Genomic DNA, 19,399 nt, shown 5'->3' on the forward strand with positions numbered 1-19,399 from the left:
CCTGGTGGTTGAAAGCCCGACCCCGATGCCCTGGCTCAGCTGACTTAATGCCGGCCTTTCAGTTTAGTCGTTCGGGGTACGTCACTAGCAGGAACGCTATAGCTTCACTGTCAGCCGGACTGCGACACTGTGCGGTGGACCCATCAGCGAATTCGTAATGAGCTTCCCATTGCCTGCTCTACCTTGTTAGAGCAGGCGGGTAAGGGATGAGTGACTGCAAAACTCTACTCTGCCAACCGTATCCGCAACCGGCTTCGATGGGACAAGCCTGCTTGCAAGGCAAACGCAACTATCACGGTAGATGGCGCGGAAAAGCTGCTCAGGCCGCCGCCGGAAAACATCAACGCAAGACCCAATGCGGTGGCGCCAAACCAGGCCGTCAAGCCCACCGGGTTAAACGCGACCACCCGTTCGAGCGCTGCCACGTCACTGCGTCCGTAGACAATTTGCGCCAACGCCACACCCACCCAGGCCACCACGAAAATCCCCTGATAGGCCAACGCCTTGAGGATGTAGGCAAACACGTCCGCGAGCATCAAACCGTAGACGATCACTCCCACTGCCACTGCCCACATCAGGTACGAACCGCGAAGACCAAATCGACCAAAGAACGCCTGCATGTTCAGGGTCGCCAAGTAATAGTTGGCGGTGTTGATCCGGGTTTGCGTGGCCCAGACAAACAGCAATCCCCACAGGCCCATCAACTGCAAAATCGCCATCACCACCGAGACTTCGTTCAGCGCGCCTTCGTGGGGAATGCTGCTGACCAGGTAAATGCCCGCCGCGCCGTTGAGCAGAAACGTCACCGCGTAGAATGGCATGCCGAAGTTCCAGCGACCGTGGTACTCGGCGTCTTCAGGCTTGCCGAAACGCGCATAGTCGAAGGTGAACAGCATCAACACCCAGACGCCCATGTAGGCGACAAAACAATCCCACCAGCCGAATGCACTAGGCGTTGCCGGGCCGAAATCCAGCCATTGCGGCTGGTAGCCATAACGGCTGATCGATAGCCCCACCGCCACCAGCAAACCACCGAGGTACACCGGCAGCAATACGCCGTTGAGCTTGTCCAACCAGTGCTGCACGCTGCCCAGGATCATTGGCACGCTGTAGAGCACTACTGCCAATGCCGCCAGTGGATAGACCAGTTCCGGGTACAGGTGATTGAGCGCGACGGCGATCACCGAACCTTCGAACACCGCGTAATAGATCGCGGTCGAGAAGAAAATCAACGTCGCCAGGCTCGCTCCGGTGCTGCCGAACAACAGCCGTGAAAACAACGCCACCGACAAACCGCTGCGAACCGCAAAGCGGCTTAGCACGCTGTTGACCAGTCCATAACTGATCACCGACAAGACCATGCCGATCAGCGCATTGCGCGCACCGAACGACAACGCCAATGAAGCCCCCACCACGATGTAAAACATTGCACTGCATACCGCCCACCAGGCCATGGTCAGGGACAGTCGACCCATGCGCGCTTCGGTGGGAACAGGATGATGCGCCGGGTCTTGCCCGGTTTGACTCGATTGCGATAAAGCAGCCATATGCGTGAACTCCAAAACCAATCAAAGGTTGAAGCGCGGGCAGCCGTCACCGCACCGAAGTGCGGCGTTGGCGTACCGTTTGGCATGGCCCGCGCTAGACGGCGGGCAGAGTCAGGAAGGGAACAGCTTGCTCAGGTAGCTGAGTTTTTTCTTATAGGAACGTCGCGCTTGCAGCGCCTCTTCGAGGGTTACCGCGACAAAGCGGGCCTTCTGGTTGGGTTGCATCTGGCCGATCAAATCGAGGTCGGCGCTGATCACCGTGCCAATCATCGCGTAGCCGCCACCGGACACCGCATCACGGTGCAGCACGATGGGTTCGAGCCCGGCGGGCACCTGGATCGAGCCGATCGGGTAGCAACTGTCGACGATGTTCGACGGATCGGAACCGGCGCCGAACGGCTGCTCCCGGGGCTGAAAACTCAGCGCGCTGCCGCCCTTGAAGCGATAGCCGATGCGGTCGGCTTCCGAACCGACCGTCCACGGCTCGGCGAAAAAGCTCTTCGCCGCCGATTCGCTCAAGCGGTGGTAGTACAAACCGGGCACCACCCGCAGGGTGATATCGCCACCCAATGATTGCCGTAACACCATGGGCAAACTGGCCCCGGCGCGGCTCTTTCCACTGGCGATGCCTATCGGCAATTCGTCGCCTGCAATCAGGCGTCGCCCCTGAAAGCCGCCGAGCGCGCCGAGCGTATAGGTGGAGCGACTGCCGAGCACCACCGGCACATCAATGCCGCCGGCTACCGCCACATAAGCGCGGGCACCCGCCTTGGGAAAGTCAAAGCGCAGCACTTGCCCGGCCTTCACGGTGAACGCAGTGTCGTGGTGCATTTCCACGCCATCGACCCGTGGCGTCATGTGCGCGCCGCTGACCGCCACCAATGCATCCTGCTGAAACTCCAACTCAGGCCCGAGCAGCGTGCATTCCAGCACCGCCAGACCTGCCGGGTTGCCGACCAATTGATTGGCCGCGCTCAAGGCGTATTGATCGAGCGCGCCGGACGGCGGAATGCCCAAGTGGTAATACCCTTCGCGGCCCAGGTCTTGTACCGAAGTGGCGAGGCCGGGTTTGAGGACCTTGATCATGCCAACACCTCCTGCAACGACTTGGGGTAGCCAACGGGATCGGCGAGGAACGCGTCCAGCGAAAACTCCACCGGCCGAATCCGCAGATCAAAGCAACCGGCTTCCACGTCGGCCACCGCGTGGTCGTAGGCTTCACGGTCCATCGGTTTGAACTGCACGATGTCGCCTGGACGGAAAAACACCATGTGTTCTTTCAGGTACGCGAGGTTCTGTTGCGGGTCGTAGATCGGCGCGGGGGTGACGCCAAACATCTGATAACCGCCGGCACCACGCACCGAGTAAATGCAACCAAAGCAACCGCCGTGACCAAGGGTCAATTTCGGTGTGTCGGTGCGCGGGCGCAGGTACTTGGGCACCTGCAACTGGCGCTCGCGCTCGACCATCTGGAACATGAACGGCAGCCCGGCAACGAAGCCAACCATCGAGACAAACCACGGCGCGCCACTGTGGGCCGCGATGAATGCATCGACGTCGGCCAGACCGTTGATTCGTGCGGCGTATTCCAGGTCCGTGGCGCTCGGGTCTTGATGGCGGTCGCGAAAACGCATCAGGGTTTCGTGGGTCCAGGGATCGTTGTAGAGCACCGGAATCTCGATAATCCGCGTCTGCAACGTGCGCTCGGCAACGGCCCCGGCCTCGGCGATTTTTACCGCTTCGAGCAAGGTGTGAGGGGCGATGCGATCCGGGTCGAAACGAATCTGGAATGACGCGTTGGCCAGGCAGATATCGAGCACGCCATCCAGCGCCAGCTGTTCCACGGCGCGGGTGACGGCCAAGCCTTTGAAGAACGCGTCCAGGGACATGCTGTCGCTGACTTCGGCAAACAAATGCTCATCGGCGCCAAAGCTGTAGCGGATGGGAGTACTCATGCTTCACCTCCGCTGCGGCGCTCGGCCAGCCAGGTTTCAAGAGTGCCGGTGTGAAAGTCGGCGCTGTGCAACCACGGTTGTTCCAGCAATTCACCGTGCAACGCCAAGGTGTTGGCCATGCCGGTGAGCGTGGTGTGCGCCACCGCCATTCGCGCTCGGGCCAGGGCTTCGGTGCGATCCGCACCGTGAATGATCAGTTTGGCCAGCAGCGAGTCATAGTACGGCGGCACACGGTAGCCTTGATACAGGTGCGTATCGACGCGAATGCCCGCGCCGTTCGGCCAGATCAGTTCCTCGACCAGGCCTGGACTCGGGAAGAAATCCCGCGCCGGGTCTTCCGCGTTCAGGCGCATTTGCAGGGCGGCGCCGTTGAGTCGGATGTCACTTTGCTTGAAGCCCAACGGCTCGCCGCCAGCGATGCGCAACATGGCCTGGACCAGGTCGATGCCGGTGATCAGTTCGCTGACCGGGTGCTCCACCTGAATCCGCGTGTTCATCTCGATAAAGAAGAACTCGCCAGTGGTGTCGTCGTACAGGTATTCCAGGGTGCCGGCGCCCTTGTAGCCCAACGATTCGGTCAGGCGCACGGCGCTTTCGCAGAGGTTTTCCCGTTGCTGTTGGCTGAGGACTGGCGACGGCGCTTCTTCGAAGATTTTCTGCCGGCGCCGTTGCAGCGAACACTCGCGCTCAAACAAATGCACCGCGTGCCGACCGTCGCCCAACACCTGCACTTCAATATGCCGAGCCCGGCTGATAAACCGCTCCAGATACACCGCGCCATTGCCAAACGCCGCTTGGGCTTCGCGCTGGGAGCGGGGAAATTCTTCGCTCAGTTGCTCGGCGTTTTCCGCCAGTCGAATACCGCGCCCGCCGCCACCGGCCGAAGCTTTGATCAACAACGGGAAGCCAACGGATTGAGCCGCCTGCAGCGCCGACTCGACGTCGAACAGTTCACCCGGCGACCCCGGCACCACCGGCACGCCAGCGGCTTGTGCGGTACGCCGTGCCTCGGCTTTATCGCCCATGCGCCGGATCGTCTCCGCGCTCGGGCCGACGAATATGGCGCCGGCAGCCACCACCGCTTCGGCGAAATCGGCGTTCTCCGACAGAAAGCCGTAGCCGGGATGCACCGCGTTGGCGCCCGTGGCTTTCAAGGCGCCGAGCAAGGCCTCGACGTTCAGGTAACTTTTGTCGGCACGGGCCGGGCCAAGAATGTGCACCTCATCGGCCATGCGCGCGGCCTGGGAATCGACGTCCGCCTCGCTGCACGCAGCAACGGTGGGAATGCCCAGTTCTTTGGCGGCGCGGATAATCCGCACGGCGATCTCGCCACGGTTGGCGACCAGCAGTTTATGAATGGCTTGGGTCATGATCGCCCCCTCACTTGTCGTCGAGTGTTGCGACGACTTGACCCGGCTCCACCGGATCACCGTCTTCTACCAAAAAGGCACTGAGGCGACCAGCCGTCCCGGCGGTCAGTTCGGAGAACTGCTTCATGACCTCGATCAGGCCAATGACCGTGTCGGCGCTGACCTGCGCGCCGACCTCGACGAAGTTCGCCGATCCCGGGGTGGCTTTGCGGTAGAAGGTCCCCGGCAATGGGGTGATTACAGTGTGTTCAGCCATGTCTGTTCCTCTTGGAATAATTGTAGAAAGGCAGGCAAAAAGTGAATCGGTGGGCAAACCCTGGCGTCTGTGGGCCAGGTGTTTTCGTTCGGTCTCAGCGCGGTGCTCGGACCTCTATGCCTGCGCCATCAAGTGCATGACGCGTGGCTTCGACCAACGCCAGGGCACCCGGCGTGTCGCTGTGCAAACAGATGGAATCGAATTCAATCGCGAGGTCTTCGCCCTCGACGGTGCGCACCACGCCTTGTTGGCAAGCACGCAGCACCCGCTCGGCGACGTGGGCCGGGTCGTAAGCCCGCACGTTGCGGGTGAAGACGATGGAGCCGCTGAGGTCGTATTCGCGATCGGCGTAGAACTCGCGGATTACCGGTTGGCCGAGTTCCGTGGCAACCCGCCAGATCACCGAATCGGGCATGCAATACAACAGCAACTCCGGCTCCAGGCGCTGGAGGTTTTCCACCAGCAAACGGGCGGCCTCTTCGTCTCGGGCCAGGTGCATGTAGAGCGCGCCGTGGGGTTTGATGTGTTGCAGGGCCACGCCTTGAACCCGGGCGAGTTCACGCAGGGCGCCCAACTGATAGAGCATGTCGTCGACCAGTTCCTGGGCCGGCGCATTGATGTGTCGACGGCCAAAACCAACCAGGTCGCGAAACCCCGGATGCGCGCCGATAGCCACGCCCAGGCGCTTGGCCTGCTCGACGGTGCGGCGCATGGTGCCAGGGTCGCCGGCATGAAAACCGGTGGCGATGTTGGCCGAACTGATAAAGCCCATCAGCTCATTGTCGACGCCATCGCCGATGGTCCAGGGGCCAAAGCCTTCGCCCATGTCCGAGTTGAAGTCTACTGCCTGCATGACGCTTGCTCCCGACGCTTGTGACTTCGTGGAGGCCAAGTTAGATTCCTCCCAACCCCTTGGGAAGATCTATTATCAGATAGGTCATCTTCTGAAAAACAGATACGTCGTCGCCTGGAGTGCTCATGTCCCTGACCCTGCGCCAAGTCCGCTATTTCGTCGCCACCGCCGAGATCGGGCAAATCTCTCAAGCCGCGATTCATCTGAATATTTCCCAGTCGGCGGTGACCACGGCGATCAAGGAACTGGAGGGCCTCCTTGGCACGCTGTTGTTCCAGCGCTCGGCCCAGGGCATGAGCCTGACTGACGCCGGGCGGCACTTTTTGAATCGGGCCTACGTGATTTTGCGCAGCGTCGATGACGCGTTGAATAGCCCGTTGCCGGACATCCGCGCCAGCGGCGTGTTGCGCCTGGCGGCGAGCTACACAGTGATCGGTTATTTCCTCCCGCACCATTTGCAGCGCCTGGAACACTGGCATCCGGACGTGGCCATTGAAGTCCATGAACAGGAACGGCAAGCGATTGAGCAAGGCTTGTTGGACGGTCGTTTTGATATGGCCGTGGTGCTCACCGCCAACCTCACGCACCCGGACATCGTTTCAGAGATTCTCTTCAACTCCGAACGGCGGTTATGGCTGCCCAGCCGCCATCCGTTGTGCGAACGCTCGGCGGTCAGCCTCGCCGACGTCGCGAAAGAACCCTACATCCTGCTGACCGTCGACGAAGCCGAACAAAGCGCCATGCGCTACTGGGAACATGCGCATCAACAGCCAAACGTGCGGGTGCGTACCAGTTCAGTCGAAGCGGTGCGCAGCATGGTCGCCAATGGCAGCGGCGTGGCAATCCTCTCGGACCTGGTGCACCGCCCCTGGTCACTGGAAGGAAAACGCATCGAAACCCTGACAGTCACCGACGAGGTGACGCCGATGAGTGTCGGACTGGCGTGGCATCGCGAGCGCGAATTCAGCCCGGCGATGCAGGCGTTTCGTAACTATTTCCACGATGCATTTTTGGCGCCACAACAGCTGTCTGCGCGACGCTGAAAACGGCGAAAAGCATGCCCTCTTTTTGTGGATTTACGATGAGAGCGTTGGGCCATTTCCGGTCTGTTGTGACGGGAAGATTTTGGCAGTTTCTCCCCGTCGTGAATGACCGGTTTGATCCAGAAACCGTCGCCAGCGCCCGCGACGTTGTTAGCGATTGAGCTCCGTCATTTTGCGGTAATCACTGATAGTTTGGTGATTCCTGCCCGTTCAATAGACGCCATGGCCCTGGCCACTTCACCGTAGTTCACCCCGTTGTCCGCCTGCAGTTGCACCCGCAGATCAGAATTCTTGCCTTTGGCCGCCTGCAAGTTGGATTCAAGCAGGTCAGCCTGGATCTCGTCCTTGTTGATGAACACCTTGCCCTTGTCATCGATGCTCACCACCAGCGGGTCCTTCTGTTCCACTGGCGCCACCGACTCGGTCTTCGGCAGGTTGATCGGGATGGCGTTGGTCAGCAGCGGCGCGGTCACGATGAACACCACCAGCAGCACCAGCATCACGTCCACCAGAGGCGTCACGTTGATCTCGCTGAGCACTTCATCGCTGTCTTGTGTGGAGAAGGCCATTCAGGATGCCTCCTTGACTTTCTGACCGGCGATCTTCGCGCCGGACTTGTTCAGCGCCGGGTGCTGCAACACGCGGAAGGCGTTTTTCTGCGCCAGGCTGTAGAAGTCGTGGGCGAAATCGTCCAGGTCAGCGGCAGTCAGCTTCAGGCGACGCAGAAAATAGTTGTACACCAGCACCGCCGGGACCGCGACGGCAATACCGACGCCAGTAGCGACCAGGGCGGCACCGATCGGGCCGGCCACGGTTTCCAGGCTCGCCGAGCCTGCGGCGCTGATGCCTTTAAGCGCCGACATGATGCCCCAGACCGTGCCGAACAGACCGATGAAGGGCGATGTACTACCGATGCTCGCGAGGATCGCCAAGCCACTTTCCAGGGCACGCCGCTCGCGCACAATCTGCTGGCGCAAAGCGCGCTCCAGGCGATCCTGGTGATTGATTGCCTGGCTCAGGTCCGCCGCTTGTGTCCCTTCCTGGACCTGGATAGCGGCATATCCGGCCAGCGCGACACGGGCGGCGGCGCCTGGTTGGCCGTGGGCCGGTTCAGCGGCGGCGTCTAGGCTGGAGGCCGCCCAGAAGCGCTTATGGAATGCACGATCCTGGGTCTTGAGACGCGTGAACTGCACGCCCTTGAGCAAGGCCAGGCCCCAGGTTGCGACAGAAAAGACAATTAGCAGCCAGATGACGGCGTGTTCGATGGACTCGAACGGTGATGCGATCAGGTTCATGGTCAGGCTCTCCAACAAGGCGTTCAGATCAGTTGTGGCGATGCGCCTTTTGTCAGGTGGCCCGCGGTCTATCGGTTAACTCGAGTTACTTGATTTTGAAGTCGATGGGTACGCTGACCCACCCGTCCAGGGTGACGTCGCCTTGCTTGGCCGGAACGAAACTCCAGCGTTTGACCGCTGCCAGAGCGGCGTCATCAAGTTGATCGCGGCCACTGCTTTTCTGGATCTGGATTTCACCAGGCTTGCCACTGGCCAAGACGTGAACCCGCAGCAACACTGTGCCCTCCCAGCCGCGACGCATCGCCAGCGAAGGGTATTCGGGGGCCGGATTTTTCAAGTAGCCGGCGCTGGCTGAAGGCGGGCTCACCGGTTTCGGCGCTGGCGGTGCGGGAGGCGTGGGCGCGGCAACCGGTTGCACTGGCGCAGGGGCCACCGGCGGTTGCTCCACAGGCTTGGCGACCGGTTTAGGCACGGGTTTGACCACTGGCTTGGGTTTGGGAATAGGTTTGGGTGGCGGTGGCTTGACGGCCAGCTCATCCTCCACCGGCGGCGGTGTCTCGACCACGGGTTGCGCAATCGGCTCGGGCGGCGGTGGTTCCACCAGGGGCGGCGCGGGCTGGGAGAACTCGATGGTCATGGGCGGAATTTCCGGCGGCATCACGGGCAGCACCGGTGCTGGCGTCTGGTTGACCCAGACAAGTACCGCGCCGTGCAACACCAGCGCGAACACGCCCAGCAAGACACCCTCACGGCGAGTCAACACGTGTTTAGGGGTGGTGTGCAGGCGAGAAGAAGCCAACGGCCCGCTGTAGATTTGTCCTGGATCAAGCAGCGTGCCACTTGGTAAGGGGCGCCAGAAGGTATCTAACCCTGTGACGGCTTGGACATTGCCCATGAATTACTCCTGCAAGTCCTTAACTGATATGGAACGCGTCATAGCGTTTCCGACTGCTAATGCGTTACTGGGATTGATGATCCTTTAGGAAAAGTACTTAACAAAATAATATTTTCACCGATGGTTATCTGGTTTTTGACCAAACGGCTGCGTGTGGTCGGTTCATGCTTCAGTGGCATGAGTCCCTAATACATTTGAGTTTTGTTTCTGCCGGATGCGGCTTACCTGTTTTATAAACTAGGTATTGTGTGTTGGGTGTCCAACTAGTTTTTCATATAAGATCACGACTGCCTTCGACAGCCGCACGGATCTCATCGCTGCCAAGATTCGGAATCAGGGTTTGTATGAAGGCGATTGCATATCCGCGCAGGAAAGTGCCACGTCGTACCGCGATACTGGCTATGTTGGGAGGTATGAGGTTTTCCTGCTGTAGGCATATGATGCCTTTGTCACGCTCTGCGTTGTAGGCCATCTCGGCAACAATACCAATGCCCATGCCGAGTTCGACGTAAGTTTTGATGACATCCGAATCAATTGCGGTAAGTACAATATTGGGTGTTACACCCTGATCGTAAAAAGCCTGATTGATACGACCTCGTCCGGTCATTCCTTCTTCATAAGTAATGATGGGATATTCGGCGATGTCTACGAGTGATGGATTGATGATCCTTGTGAGTGGGTGGCCAACCGGTACTACCACTCGGTGCCACCACGTGTAAGCCTGGAAAAGTGCAAAGTCCGATTGCCTGGACAGCGACTCCGTCGCGAAGCCAAGGTCGACACGTCCATCGCGCACCATCTCGACGATCTGTGCCGGTGAAGTCTGGTGCAATGCCAACTTGACGTTGGGGAATGCTTCGCGAAAGGCTGCGACCGCCTTGGGCAACCGATAGCGTGATTGAGCGTGGGTACTTGCCACCGTGAGACGACCGCTGGCGCGACCCAGGTACTCGTCGGCGGCGTCCTTGAGATTGTCTTTTTCTACCAAGATGCGCTCGATGATACGGGCGATATCGCGGCCAGGGGCTGTCAGTCCCGTCAATCGCTTGCCGTGACGCTCGAAGATCGACACACCGAGTTCTTCTTCCAGCTCGCGCAACTGACGGGACACGCCTGATTGTGAGGTGCACAACACGTCAGCGGCTTCGGTCAGGTTGAAACCCTTTCGTATGGCTTCTCTAACCGAGCGCAGTTGTTGGAAATTCATGGTACCGCCCCCTTGTACAACCTCTGGCCTCCCGCCCGACATGCGCTTCATTGCGCGATTGCGATTGTTGATTCGAAGCGCATGGTAAAGAATACTGTTACGGCTTAGAAGTTATTAATAATTATCTTGTTATCTCTAATTGGAATATAAAATCTGTGCATCAGATCCGGGATTTTCTTCCGGTAACCAGGCTTTTCAGCAGAAAAGCCGCAAAAATGGGTGCCATCAGCAAGAACATGAATTGCAAGTTGAACCAGTGTCCAACCGCTCCTCCAATTGCGCTCCCAACCAGTCCGCCAGCCGGCCCGACGAAGGTGGTCAGGCCGGCAATGCGTCCTTGGCCGCGCTGTGCGCCGACCTTGGCGAACCAGGAAATAGTCATGATCTGCAGCATGCCCAGACCCATTCCCAGAACGATGGCGCCCAGCCACAGCATCCAGTCCGTCGCTGCAGCTCCGAGTATCAGCAGGGCACAGATAACAATCACACAGCCGAAGCGAAAGAACAGCTGCTCACCCATGCGCGAAGCGAGGCTGCCTATTCCGAGCAGCGCCAGCACATAACTGGCGCCCTGGGCGGAGATCAATCCGGCCGCTTGGGCTGGGTCGAAGAGAAATGCCTGGATGGCGATGACGACGATAAAGAAGCTATAGAACTGATTGACGGCCTGAATGCAAAACTCGCGCAGGCAGGCATCACGCAGCAGTTTGTCGCTGCCCACCAGAGCTATTTGAGCCGCGAGTTCAGCCAGGCTGAAGGTACGAACATGTGCCTGTGAGGGTTGGTAGTGACGGAATACGTGCGGAGCCAGCAGGACCAGTACGAAGAAGGTGCTGCCTATGGCGACATAGCCACCGGCGAAGCCGACGCTGTCCAGTAGCCAGGCGGCTACCAACGGTCCCAGCAATAGCATGCCGATCATATGCGTCGCACGAAACCAGCCGGCCATGCCGACGCCGACTCGCCCGATCTGCTGCATGAACATCGCGCTTAGCGAGACAATACGCAGCGGCATGAAACAACTGATCAGCAAAATGATCAGGCACAGCAGGGCGGATGAGTCGATCCAGGGCATTGCCAGATATAGGCCGCCACTGACCAGGGTGCCGATCGTGAACATGCGCAGGGGGCCGTGTTGATCCACCAACACTCCGGCGGGCAGGCTCATGAGCAGGATGCCGACGCTTTGCGCACCGGCTATCAGGGCCAGTTGAATGGCGTCTGCCTGCAACTGCACGGCATACAGTGACAACACCACTTTGGCAACGCCGACACTCAATCCGGCGAGTGCATTGAGGCAAAGAAAACCCGCCAGCACGTTGCGCTGCCCTTGCAGGCCGTTGGTGTATTTGTCGGCTGCCAAGGGTTGCGCATTTTTCACCAGGTCAGTCTCCACGTGTCGGTACCCGCGTGTATCGAAGGCGCCTCCGGAACGGTCGAGACGTCGGAAAAATCGCTCATCACATCGTCCTTGATCGCCACGAACAGCGGGTTCGCCCGTTCGCGCGGACGCGCCAGTGGCACCGCGACGATGCGTTTGATTCGCCCCGGACGGGGTTCCATCACCACGATGCGATCGCCGAGGAATACCGCTTCTTCGACATCATGGGTGACCATGATCGTGGTGATGCGCTCCTGGCGCAGGATGTTCTGCAACTCGCGCTGCAAATGGCTGCGAGTCAAGGCATCGAGTGCTCCGAAGGGCTCATCCAGCAGCAGGATCTGTGGACGACTCACCAGCGCACGAGCGATGGCCACGCGCTGGCTCATGCCGCCGGACAGTTGCGATGGATAGGCGTTTTCAAACCCCTTGAGGCCTACCATCTCGATATGGGTTTGTACCGATTCATGCTTCTCTGCGGCGTTAAGGTCTGCATTGATCAGACTTATCGCAACGTTCTGGGCCACGGTCAGCCAGGGGAACAACCGGTGTTCCTGGAATACGATGCCGCGCTCCAGGCTGGTGCCGATGATGCGTTTGTCATCCACCAGAATGTCGCCTTGGTAATCGTCTTCCAAGCCGACAATCAGCCGCAGCAGGGTCGACTTGCCGCAGCCACTGCTGCCGACCACACTGACGAATTCGCCAGGGCTTATGCTCAAGTCGATGTTCTGCAACACCTGCAGGGGCTGGTTTTCTACAGCGTAGTGCTTGTTCAGGTGGCGAATTTTCAGAGCGGCGGCATGGGCCATGGTGCTCCTCCTTCAAAGTGGTCAGAAAAAGTTGGGGGCGGCGTTTACGCCGGATCTCGCCAGCGCAGCAGGTAGCGCTCCAAAGCCTTGGCGGCTATGTCCAGGGCAAAGCCGACGGCACCGATCAGCACGATGCCCAGCAGCATCAGGTCCAAGCGCATCTCGGCGCGGCTTTCCATCAGCAGCACGCCCATCCCGTCGCCCGAACCGAGCATGTATTCGGCGCCCAGGGTGGCGAGCCAGGAGAACACCAGCGCCAGATAGAAGCCGTTGAAGAGGGAGGGCAGGGCTGCCGGTATCAGTAGTCGACTGAACATCTGCCAGCGTGAGAAACCGCTGACGCGGGCGACGTCGACCAGCTCGCGTGGCACGCCGGAAACACCCTCGAATGTATTGAGTAGTACGGGGAAGAATGCGGCCCAGGCGATAAACGCCAATTTGCTGCTCTCGCCAAAACCGAACCACAGTGACAACAACGGCAGCCAGGCAAACAACGACACCTGCTTGATCGAGTGCAACGTCAAGGCGAAGAACCGCTCGGCGTGCCGCGATACACCCAGCAGCACTCCGAGCAGCAGCCCAAGGCTGGTGCCGATGATCAGGCCACTCAGCCCGCGCAGCAGACTCTGCGCCAGGGTCTGCCAGATAGCAGCGCCCGCTTCGGTGCCGAAGGCGGCATTCAAGACCTTGTCGGGAGCGACGAACAAGGTGGAATCGGTCAGCCCGAACGCGTACACCGCCCACCATATGAACAACAACAGTGCAGGCAGTGTCAGACCGCGCCGCAGGCGACGTAGAGCAAGGGGATTCATGGGCATTCCTCAGGCGAAACCGCTACGTCGCCAGCGCAGGATGCGCCGCTCGATCAGGGCCAGACCCAGGTCCAGAAGAAAACCGATCAGGCCAATGGCAGCCACCGCTACCAGCATCACGTCCAATTGGTAGAGCTGACGGCTGTCGACCATCAGAAACCCCAGACCCTCGGACGAGGCCAGCAACTCGACCACCACCAGCGCCAGCCAGCTCTTGGTCAGTGCATAACGGATGCTGCTCCAGATCGACGCAAAGGCAGCGGGAAAGATGATTCGCCACAGCAACTGACGATGGCTGAAGCCATAGAGGCGACCTACTTCAATGAGCCGTGACGGCACCGCGTGGATGGCATTGCAGGTGTTCAGCGCCACGGGCAACAGCGCGGCCTGGGCCACCAGAACAACCTTCAAGGTTTCGCCGATGCCCAGCAGCAACATCAGCAACGGCAACCAGCCCAGCAAGGGCACATAAGCGATCATGCGTACCAGCGGATACAAGTAATCGCTGGCGCGCTCGGAAAGCCCCATGGCAATCCCCAGCAACAGGCCGATGCCACTGCCCATGAGAAAACCCAGCAGCACCCGTTGCGTGCTGATCGACACATGCTCGGCCAATTGTCCGCTGCCGATCATGTCCCGCGCGGTGTTCAATACCACCTCTGGCCCCGGCAGAACTTGCGAGGCGATCAACTCGTGGCGTGCGCTCAGCCACCAGAGCAGCATCAGGCCGACTGGCAACAGCCATGGCCAGACGAAATGCAAGACGCCACCGGTCATACGCGACAAGGTAATGCTCGGCAGTGTCTTGCCGGTGGGCAGGGACGAGAGTAGGGCGCGGTTCATGTTTACTCACTCGCCTTGGCTATCGGGGTGCCGTGGGCGTCCATAGGCTGCCAGTGGTGCTCAAGCTGCAGTTCTTTCAGCGCCTGGTCGAGAAAGCTGTGATCCATCCACTGGTCCAGGTCGAAGTCCTTGCCGCGCAACAGTTTCAGCTCTTTGGCCAGGCGATACGTGTCGTGGTACTGGGCGACCAGGAACGGGTCGAACAGCGGACTGGCGCGCTGGCTCCAAGGGCGATCACTGGTGTCTTCCCTGATTGCGTCCTGCAGGCGGAAGCTCCACCACGGGCCGAAAACCGCTTCCTTGTTGGCCGGATCCGATCCCCATTGGGCCGCGCGAACCAGTACCTTGACGATGCGCGCGGTGGTTTGAGGGTATCGACTGGCGAAATCATCGCGCACGATCAGGCCTGTCTGAGCGGTGGCGTTGGTATCCCGGTCACGGGTGGTGTAAACGATCCTGGCGGCGCCGTTGTTACGCAATAGCAGCAGCTCGGCACCGCCAAACACCGCGTCGATATCTCCGGTGCCCAGGGCTGTGTTGGAGGTGGCCTGGTCGAGGCTGACCTGTCGCACATCGCGTTCGCTCAGCCCATTGGCGGCGAGGATACGGATCACCTGCAAGTGAATGTAATTGCCCTTCAAATAGGCAACGCGCTTGCCCTTGAGGTCTGCGATCGACTTGATGGGGGAGTCGGGTTTCACCGCCAGGTAGGCATTGCTGAACTTGCTTACTGGCAGGATGTAGCGGGTCTTTACACCCGCCGAGCGGCCGATCAGCGAGATCAGGTCGCCCTGGCCGGCAAAGTCCAGTTGGTTGCTGGCCAGCGCCTCACCCACCATCGGCACGGTATTGAGGCCGATGAACTTGAAGGTGGTGTCATCATTTTTGAACTCTTCCTGAAACAACCCATTGGCATGGGCGATACCGAGCAAACCCCAGCCCCAGTAATCCTTGCCCGCTACGCCCAGGGCGGGGCCGCCCAGGCGGATTTCCTTGGGCGCGGTTTCTGCCAGGGCCGAGGTGGTGCCGATGATAAGGGCGGCGGCGAGAACAATACGTCGCCAGAATGCGGCGACCGGTAATACGGCTTTCACCGAACACTCCCGACTGAAGATTGGGCGGCGGACAGCAGGTCCGGTTGCTCCTTGACGATGCTTTGATACAGCGGCTGGAAGTTCAGCCAGCCGTTATAGGGACCAAAACGCTCGGCGCTTTTGCGGGCATGTTCCTCTTCCATGGTCAGGGTCGAGCCCATGGATTCGGCGGCGATCTGCGACTGACAGACTTTTTCCAAGGAGATGAACAGGTAGGCCGTTTCGTCAACACTCTGGCCGACGGTGAGCAGCCCGTGGTTTTTCAGCAGCAGCGCACGGTTGCCTTCCAGCGCTTGCGCCAGTGAATCACCTTCGCCGTGGGCATGACTGTCGAAGATCGCGTGTTTGCCGAAGAACACCGCTGACTCAGCGCTGGCGGGTGGGATCAACCGGCCGTTGGTGGTCCAGGTGCGTCCGTAGAGAGAGTGCACATGGGCCACCGAGACGATGTCCGGGCGTAGAGAGAGAATCGCCGAGTGCAGGGGAATGCCGCCCGGGTGTGGATAGCCGTCACCTTCGACCAGATCGCCGTTGAGGTCGATCAGCAACAGATCGTCTGCGGTGATCAGGTTGAAGCTCAGCCCGAACGGGTTCATCCAGAAATGGTTGGGGTTTGCCGTGTCGCGTGCGCTGATGTGGCCCATCACGCCTTCGTCGTAGCCCAGCTTGCCGAAGATGCGGAACGCGGCAGCAAGCTTGTGCTTGCGGTGCAAGCGCTCCTCCTCGACCGTGGCGAACACCGGTGGTTGCGGTCGCGGATAGGTCTTGGCTTTTTCGAAGCGCCGCTCGATATCCGATTGTGGTGCGGATTGTTGGTTGAGTTGGGTGATGTCGTTCATGCCTGCATCCTCTCGGTTTCAGCCAGGCGTCGTGCGGCGGCGTAGCGGTTTTCGGGGAAGTCGAGGCCGAGGTTGCCGCGAAAGGTTTCGGCCTCGTAGTCGGTACGGAACAATCCACGCTCCTGGAGGATGGGAATTACCTTGTCGACAAAGCGCTGGGTCAGGTTCACGTTGCCAAACACAATGAAACCATCAACCACGGGGTGCTCGAATAAAGCCTGCAACTTGTCGGCGACCTGCACCGCAGTGCCGACAAAAGCGCCACGCGGGTTGGCGGCGCGCAAGGCAAGTTGGCGCAGGGTAAGTTTTTCCTCGCGGGCGATGCGTTTGTAGTACTCGGCAGTGGATCTGAAGCTGTCCTTGCCGATGTCACCCAGCTCTGGCAAAGGCTCGTCAAGGGGGAACTGTGAGAAGTCGAAGAAACTGAAGTAACGGCTCAGGTATTTCACGGCGAACTCGATATCGATGTACTGCAATGATTCCTGGTACAGACGTTCGGCTTCTGCTTCGGTGTCGCCGACGATCGGCCCGATGGAGGGCAGGATCAAGACGTGTTCCGGGTTGCGGCCATAGGCTTTCACCCGGCGCTTGATGTCCTGGTATTGCTCTTGTGCCTCGGTCAGGTCACCGCTACCGATGCTGGCAAAGTCGGAGAAGATCGCGTCGGCGTAACGTGCGGCCAGATCGCGTCCGGCCTCCGAGGCGCCCGCCTGGAATTGCACCGGCCGGCCTTGTGGTGAGCGCTCGATGTTCAGCGGGCCTTGGACCGAGAAAAACTCACCTCGATGATCGAGGGTGTGCATTTTGTCGAAGTCGACATATTGGTTGGTCTCGCGGTTGCGGACGAAGGCGTCGTCTTCCCACGAATCCCACAGGCCATTGACCACGCCCACGTATTCCTGGGCGATGCGGTAACGCAGCGCGTGATCGTGCAACTTGTCGTGGCCATAGTTCTTGGCCACGCCTTCCAGCGCCGACGTCACCGCGTTCCAGCCGGCGCGACCATCGCTGATCTTGTCCAGGGACGCGAGTTGGCGAGCGGTGGTAAAGGGTTCGCTGTAGGAGGTGGTCATGGTGCCGACCAACCCGATTCGCTCCGTCACTGTCGCAACGGCCGAGAGCGCGCTGATGGGCTCCAGGCGGCTGAGGAACGGCCAGGTAGCGTCTTTGGTGATGTAGGCCGAGTCGGCGATGAAGGCGAAATCGAATTTGGCGGCTTCGCCGAGTTGAGCCAGTTTGATGTAGCTACGGATGTCGGCGGCTGCGCCGTCCGGGATTGCCGGATCGCGCCAGTGGCCGCCACCACCTTGAATACCGATGCCAAAACGGATTGTACGATTGTCGGTGCGGGCCATGAGTAGTGTCCTGCAGGTTTGAGCGGCGACTCTCGGAGGGAGCAGCGCTGCTGTCGGTTGAATTCGACGCGGCTGTCCTGTGCAGGGTGAGCGCGGTGGCAGCCCCAAGATACGAAAGCACCGGGGCTACTGGAACTGATAAAAACGGTGTTTCTTATGCAGTAAAGTCGTAAGAAGCGTCTGAAGAGGAACTGAAAGTTATCACCGCAGCGGGTATTTCTTTAATACCCAGAGGTTTAGGGTTTATTCCTGTCTTGCGACGACAGGGTCAAGCGCCGCGTGGGCGATCAGTTCGTCACGTAACTGCGCGCCAAAGGTCCAGTCCGCCAGTTCGGAAGCTGCACCGAGATGGCCGTGGGCGCCGGCGATTTCCAGGCGTGCCCCCCACGCGTTGGCGAAATGTTGCGCGCGTGGCAGGCTGACTTTCGGGTCGTCGGTACTGGCAACGACCACCGTCTTGAATGGCAGCACCTGCAGCGGAACGGGAGCAAATCCCTGCGTACCGGGCGGGTAGTCAGGCGCTTCGATATCGCTGGGCGCTACCAGCAATGCGGCTTGTACCGGGCCGCTGTAACGGCTAGCCCAGTGCACGACCAGGCTGACTGCCAGCGAGTGCGCGACCAGCACCACCGGCGTGTCCTTTTCGCTGATGGCCGCTTGCAAGGCTTCGACCCAATCGTCGAGGTCGGGATTCTGCCATTCCTGTTGCAGAACCCGTTGGTAGGAAGGGTTGTGTTTTTGCCAATGGGTTTGCCAATGTCCTTCTCCCGAGTTGCCACGTCCGGGAAGAATCAGAACACGTACATCTGTCATCTGTGAGTCCTCGTCATCTGGTTTTTGCCGGCGCAAGCGTGATGCATCGTTGTGCTGCGCCGCGTGTGGAGCATCAGGAGGATCATGCTAGGGGATCGGAGCAGGGTGGCGAACCGATTTAAAGTGCTATGCAAAGCCACTTCACGCATATGCGTCGCAATGGCCGGCGGGCGAAGGGGGCTGCGTGCACGTGTGCGGGCAGGTTAAGCAGATGTGCGGGGAGTGCGAACTGAGATTGTCGGCGTTGCTTGCGCGCCGATTTCATATGGCTGTGGGCGGAAAAGAGTCCGGGATTACCGCTTCATGAAGCCTCGACCAACTCCTGCAGCAACGCGTAGCCATAAGGCCAGTCACCCAGTTCAGCCAGTGAACCGAGGTGACCGAATGCGCCCGGTATCAACAGGCGTGACCCCCAGGCCGTGGCAAATTGTTGCGCTCGTACCAGCGTCACCCGTGCATCGTCGGTGCTGGCGACGAGGATGCTGGGAAAGGGCAGGCCCACCAAGGGCATCGGCGCGAAGCCCAGGGCGCCGGGCGGGTAGGACGGTTCTTCGACATCGCTGGGTGCTACCAGCAACGCACCCTTGACCGGCCCTTTATAGGCCGCGCCGGTATGCCGCAAAGCCCAGTGTGCCACCAGACCCACCGACAGCGAATGGGCGACCAGTATCGCCGGTGAGTCGTCTTCGGTAATGGCCTGGTGCAGGGTCTCGACCCATTCCTCGACGTCGGGGTTGTCCCAGTCGCGCTGGAATACCCGGCGGTAGTTCGGGTGGCTGCGCTCCCAGAACGTTTGCCAGTGCTTGGCGCCGGAGTCGCCTCTGCCAGGCAGGATCAGTACGCGCGTTTCGGTCGGCATCGTGAGCTTCCTCGAACATGAAACGCGCAGGCTAGCCGATGCGCCCTGATCCGGCGACTGGTCAATTGGCATAACGACATAACCAGCATGCCTCAGGGCAAGGCGTCGCCGAGGCGGTACTCATGACTCAGCGCTAGCGATGCTGCCGAGGTTGAAGCGCGTACCTTCGG

20 protein-coding genes are annotated in these 19,399 nt (G+C 60.0%); 1 reads left to right on the forward strand and 19 read right to left on the reverse strand.

What is annotated here, in order from left to right; translation table 11 throughout:
• Positions 1-224: 224 nt before the first annotated feature.
• From J4E63_RS09900 to J4E63_RS09925, 6 genes are all read right to left on the reverse strand, one after another.
• Entirely contained in the window at positions 225-1,547 is a 1,323-nt protein-coding gene (locus tag J4E63_RS09900; protein ID WP_192260552.1) for a cytosine permease, read from the reverse strand.
• Positions 1,548-1,658: 111 nt separating this feature from the next.
• Positions 1,659-2,633 (reverse strand): biotin-dependent carboxyltransferase family protein, encoded by a 975-nt coding sequence (locus J4E63_RS09905; RefSeq protein WP_207281788.1) that lies wholly within the window; start codon positions 2,631-2,633, stop codon positions 1,659-1,661.
• The gene (locus J4E63_RS09910) at positions 2,630-3,502 is read right to left on the reverse strand and encodes an allophanate hydrolase subunit 1 (RefSeq protein ID WP_192260554.1); all 873 of its coding nucleotides are present in this window, start codon (positions 3,500-3,502) and stop codon (positions 2,630-2,632) included. Before J4E63_RS09910 ends, J4E63_RS09905 begins: the two co-directional genes overlap by 4 nt.
• Positions 3,499-4,872: an acetyl-CoA carboxylase biotin carboxylase subunit gene (locus tag J4E63_RS09915; protein WP_192260555.1), complete on the reverse strand. Its 1,374-nt coding sequence runs from the start codon at positions 4,870-4,872 to the stop codon at positions 3,499-3,501. Before J4E63_RS09915 ends, J4E63_RS09910 begins: the two co-directional genes overlap by 4 nt.
• A 10-nt stretch (positions 4,873-4,882) precedes the next feature.
• Complete coding sequence (locus J4E63_RS09920; protein WP_207281789.1) at positions 4,883-5,128, reverse strand: acetyl-CoA carboxylase; 246 nt, start codon at positions 5,126-5,128, stop codon at positions 4,883-4,885.
• A 94-nt stretch (positions 5,129-5,222) separates the two neighbouring features.
• A complete protein-coding gene (locus J4E63_RS09925; RefSeq protein WP_207281790.1) occupies positions 5,223-5,981 on the reverse strand; it encodes a 5-oxoprolinase subunit PxpA in 759 nt (252 codons plus the stop codon).
• Between the two features lie 125 nt (positions 5,982-6,106).
• On the opposite strand from J4E63_RS09925, the gene J4E63_RS09930 reads away from it, so the two are divergent.
• Positions 6,107-7,024, forward strand: a complete 918-nt coding sequence (locus J4E63_RS09930) for a LysR family transcriptional regulator (RefSeq protein WP_207281791.1) — start codon at positions 6,107-6,109, stop codon at positions 7,022-7,024.
• Between the two features lie 167 nt (positions 7,025-7,191).
• Here J4E63_RS09930 and J4E63_RS09935 read toward each other — a convergent pair whose 3' ends face one another.
• The 13 genes from J4E63_RS09935 to J4E63_RS09995 all read right to left on the reverse strand — a co-directional run bounded on the left by J4E63_RS09935 (position 7,192) and on the right by J4E63_RS09995 (position 19,229).
• The gene (locus J4E63_RS09935; RefSeq protein ID WP_207281792.1) at positions 7,192-7,593 is read right to left on the reverse strand and encodes a biopolymer transporter ExbD; all 402 of its coding nucleotides are present in this window, start codon (positions 7,591-7,593) and stop codon (positions 7,192-7,194) included.
• The gene (locus J4E63_RS09940) at positions 7,594-8,319 is read right to left on the reverse strand and encodes a MotA/TolQ/ExbB proton channel family protein (protein WP_207281793.1); all 726 of its coding nucleotides are present in this window, start codon (positions 8,317-8,319) and stop codon (positions 7,594-7,596) included. It lies immediately after the preceding gene.
• Between the two features lie 85 nt (positions 8,320-8,404).
• On the reverse strand, positions 8,405-9,214 hold the full coding sequence (locus J4E63_RS09945) for an energy transducer TonB (protein WP_207281794.1): 810 nt from the start codon (positions 9,212-9,214) through the stop codon (positions 8,405-8,407).
• Positions 9,215-9,485: 271 nt separating this feature from the next.
• Entirely contained in the window at positions 9,486-10,421 is a 936-nt protein-coding gene (locus J4E63_RS09950; protein WP_207281795.1) for a LysR substrate-binding domain-containing protein, read from the reverse strand.
• Positions 10,422-10,581: 160 nt separating this feature from the next.
• A complete protein-coding gene (locus J4E63_RS09955; protein WP_207281796.1) occupies positions 10,582-11,802 on the reverse strand; it encodes an MFS transporter in 1,221 nt (406 codons plus the stop codon).
• Positions 11,799-12,614 carry an ABC transporter ATP-binding protein gene (locus tag J4E63_RS09960; protein ID WP_207281797.1) on the reverse strand — a complete coding sequence of 272 codons (816 nt, stop codon included), beginning with the start codon at positions 12,612-12,614 and terminating at the stop codon, positions 11,799-11,801. Before J4E63_RS09960 ends, J4E63_RS09955 begins: the two co-directional genes overlap by 4 nt.
• A 44-nt stretch (positions 12,615-12,658) precedes the next feature.
• A complete protein-coding gene (locus J4E63_RS09965) occupies positions 12,659-13,426 on the reverse strand; it encodes an ABC transporter permease (RefSeq protein ID WP_207281798.1) in 768 nt (255 codons plus the stop codon).
• A 9-nt stretch (positions 13,427-13,435) separates the two neighbouring features.
• Positions 13,436-14,269 (reverse strand): ABC transporter permease, encoded by an 834-nt coding sequence (locus J4E63_RS09970; RefSeq protein WP_207281799.1) that lies wholly within the window; start codon positions 14,267-14,269, stop codon positions 13,436-13,438.
• A 2-nt stretch (positions 14,270-14,271) separates the two neighbouring features.
• Complete coding sequence (locus J4E63_RS09975; RefSeq protein WP_207281800.1) at positions 14,272-15,363, reverse strand: ABC transporter substrate-binding protein; 1,092 nt, start codon at positions 15,361-15,363, stop codon at positions 14,272-14,274.
• The gene (locus J4E63_RS09980; RefSeq protein ID WP_207281801.1) at positions 15,360-16,202 is read right to left on the reverse strand and encodes a class II aldolase/adducin family protein; all 843 of its coding nucleotides are present in this window, start codon (positions 16,200-16,202) and stop codon (positions 15,360-15,362) included. The genes J4E63_RS09975 and J4E63_RS09980 overlap by 4 nt, the downstream gene beginning before the upstream one ends.
• A complete protein-coding gene (locus J4E63_RS09985; RefSeq protein ID WP_207281802.1) occupies positions 16,199-17,557 on the reverse strand; it encodes an LLM class flavin-dependent oxidoreductase in 1,359 nt (452 codons plus the stop codon). Before J4E63_RS09985 ends, J4E63_RS09980 begins: the two co-directional genes overlap by 4 nt.
• Positions 17,558-17,800: 243 nt before the next feature.
• Positions 17,801-18,370: an alpha/beta hydrolase gene (locus J4E63_RS09990; RefSeq protein WP_207281803.1), complete on the reverse strand. Its 570-nt coding sequence runs from the start codon at positions 18,368-18,370 to the stop codon at positions 17,801-17,803.
• A 301-nt stretch (positions 18,371-18,671) separates the two neighbouring features.
• Positions 18,672-19,229: an alpha/beta hydrolase gene (locus J4E63_RS09995; protein WP_207281804.1), complete on the reverse strand. Its 558-nt coding sequence runs from the start codon at positions 19,227-19,229 to the stop codon at positions 18,672-18,674.
• Between the last annotated feature and the right edge of the window lie 170 nt (positions 19,230-19,399).

Origin of the sequence: Pseudomonas sp. FW300-N2F2, from assembly GCF_017351655.1 — a bacterium.
Lineage (GTDB): Bacteria > Pseudomonadota > Gammaproteobacteria > Pseudomonadales > Pseudomonadaceae > Aquipseudomonas > Aquipseudomonas fluorescens_AA.

Bases quoted from the DNA above. Each gene is read 5' to 3' on its own strand.
- J4E63_RS09905 (WP_207281788.1), bottom strand. From the start codon at position 2,633: ATGATCAAGGTCCTCAAACCCGGCCTCGCCACTTCGGTACAAGACCTG.
- J4E63_RS09970 (WP_207281799.1), bottom strand. From the start codon at position 14,269: ATGAACCGCGCCCTACTCTCGTCCCTGCCCACCGGCAAGACACTGCCG.
- J4E63_RS09925 (WP_207281790.1), bottom strand. From the start codon at position 5,981: ATGCAGGCAGTAGACTTCAACTCGGACATGGGCGAAGGCTTTGGCCCC.
- J4E63_RS09915 (WP_192260555.1), bottom strand. From the start codon at position 4,872: ATGACCCAAGCCATTCATAAACTGCTGGTCGCCAACCGTGGCGAGATC.
- J4E63_RS09920 (WP_207281789.1), bottom strand. From the start codon at position 5,128: ATGGCTGAACACACTGTAATCACCCCATTGCCGGGGACCTTCTACCGC.
- J4E63_RS09980 (WP_207281801.1), bottom strand. From the start codon at position 16,202: ATGAACGACATCACCCAACTCAACCAACAATCCGCACCACAATCGGAT.
- J4E63_RS09930 (WP_207281791.1), top strand. From the start codon at position 6,107: ATGTCCCTGACCCTGCGCCAAGTCCGCTATTTCGTCGCCACCGCCGAG.
- J4E63_RS09935 (WP_207281792.1), bottom strand. From the start codon at position 7,593: ATGGCCTTCTCCACACAAGACAGCGATGAAGTGCTCAGCGAGATCAAC.
- J4E63_RS09900 (WP_192260552.1), bottom strand. From the start codon at position 1,547: ATGGCTGCTTTATCGCAATCGAGTCAAACCGGGCAAGACCCGGCGCAT.
- J4E63_RS09995 (WP_207281804.1), bottom strand. From the start codon at position 19,229: ATGCCGACCGAAACGCGCGTACTGATCCTGCCTGGCAGAGGCGACTCC.
- J4E63_RS09985 (WP_207281802.1), bottom strand. From the start codon at position 17,557: ATGGCCCGCACCGACAATCGTACAATCCGTTTTGGCATCGGTATTCAA.
- J4E63_RS09910 (WP_192260554.1), bottom strand. From the start codon at position 3,502: ATGAGTACTCCCATCCGCTACAGCTTTGGCGCCGATGAGCATTTGTTT.
- J4E63_RS09990 (WP_207281803.1), bottom strand. From the start codon at position 18,370: ATGACAGATGTACGTGTTCTGATTCTTCCCGGACGTGGCAACTCGGGA.
- J4E63_RS09945 (WP_207281794.1), bottom strand. From the start codon at position 9,214: ATGGGCAATGTCCAAGCCGTCACAGGGTTAGATACCTTCTGGCGCCCC.
- J4E63_RS09940 (WP_207281793.1), bottom strand. From the start codon at position 8,319: ATGAACCTGATCGCATCACCGTTCGAGTCCATCGAACACGCCGTCATC.
- J4E63_RS09965 (WP_207281798.1), bottom strand. From the start codon at position 13,426: ATGAATCCCCTTGCTCTACGTCGCCTGCGGCGCGGTCTGACACTGCCT.
- J4E63_RS09960 (WP_207281797.1), bottom strand. From the start codon at position 12,614: ATGGCCCATGCCGCCGCTCTGAAAATTCGCCACCTGAACAAGCACTAC.
- J4E63_RS09950 (WP_207281795.1), bottom strand. From the start codon at position 10,421: ATGAATTTCCAACAACTGCGCTCGGTTAGAGAAGCCATACGAAAGGGT.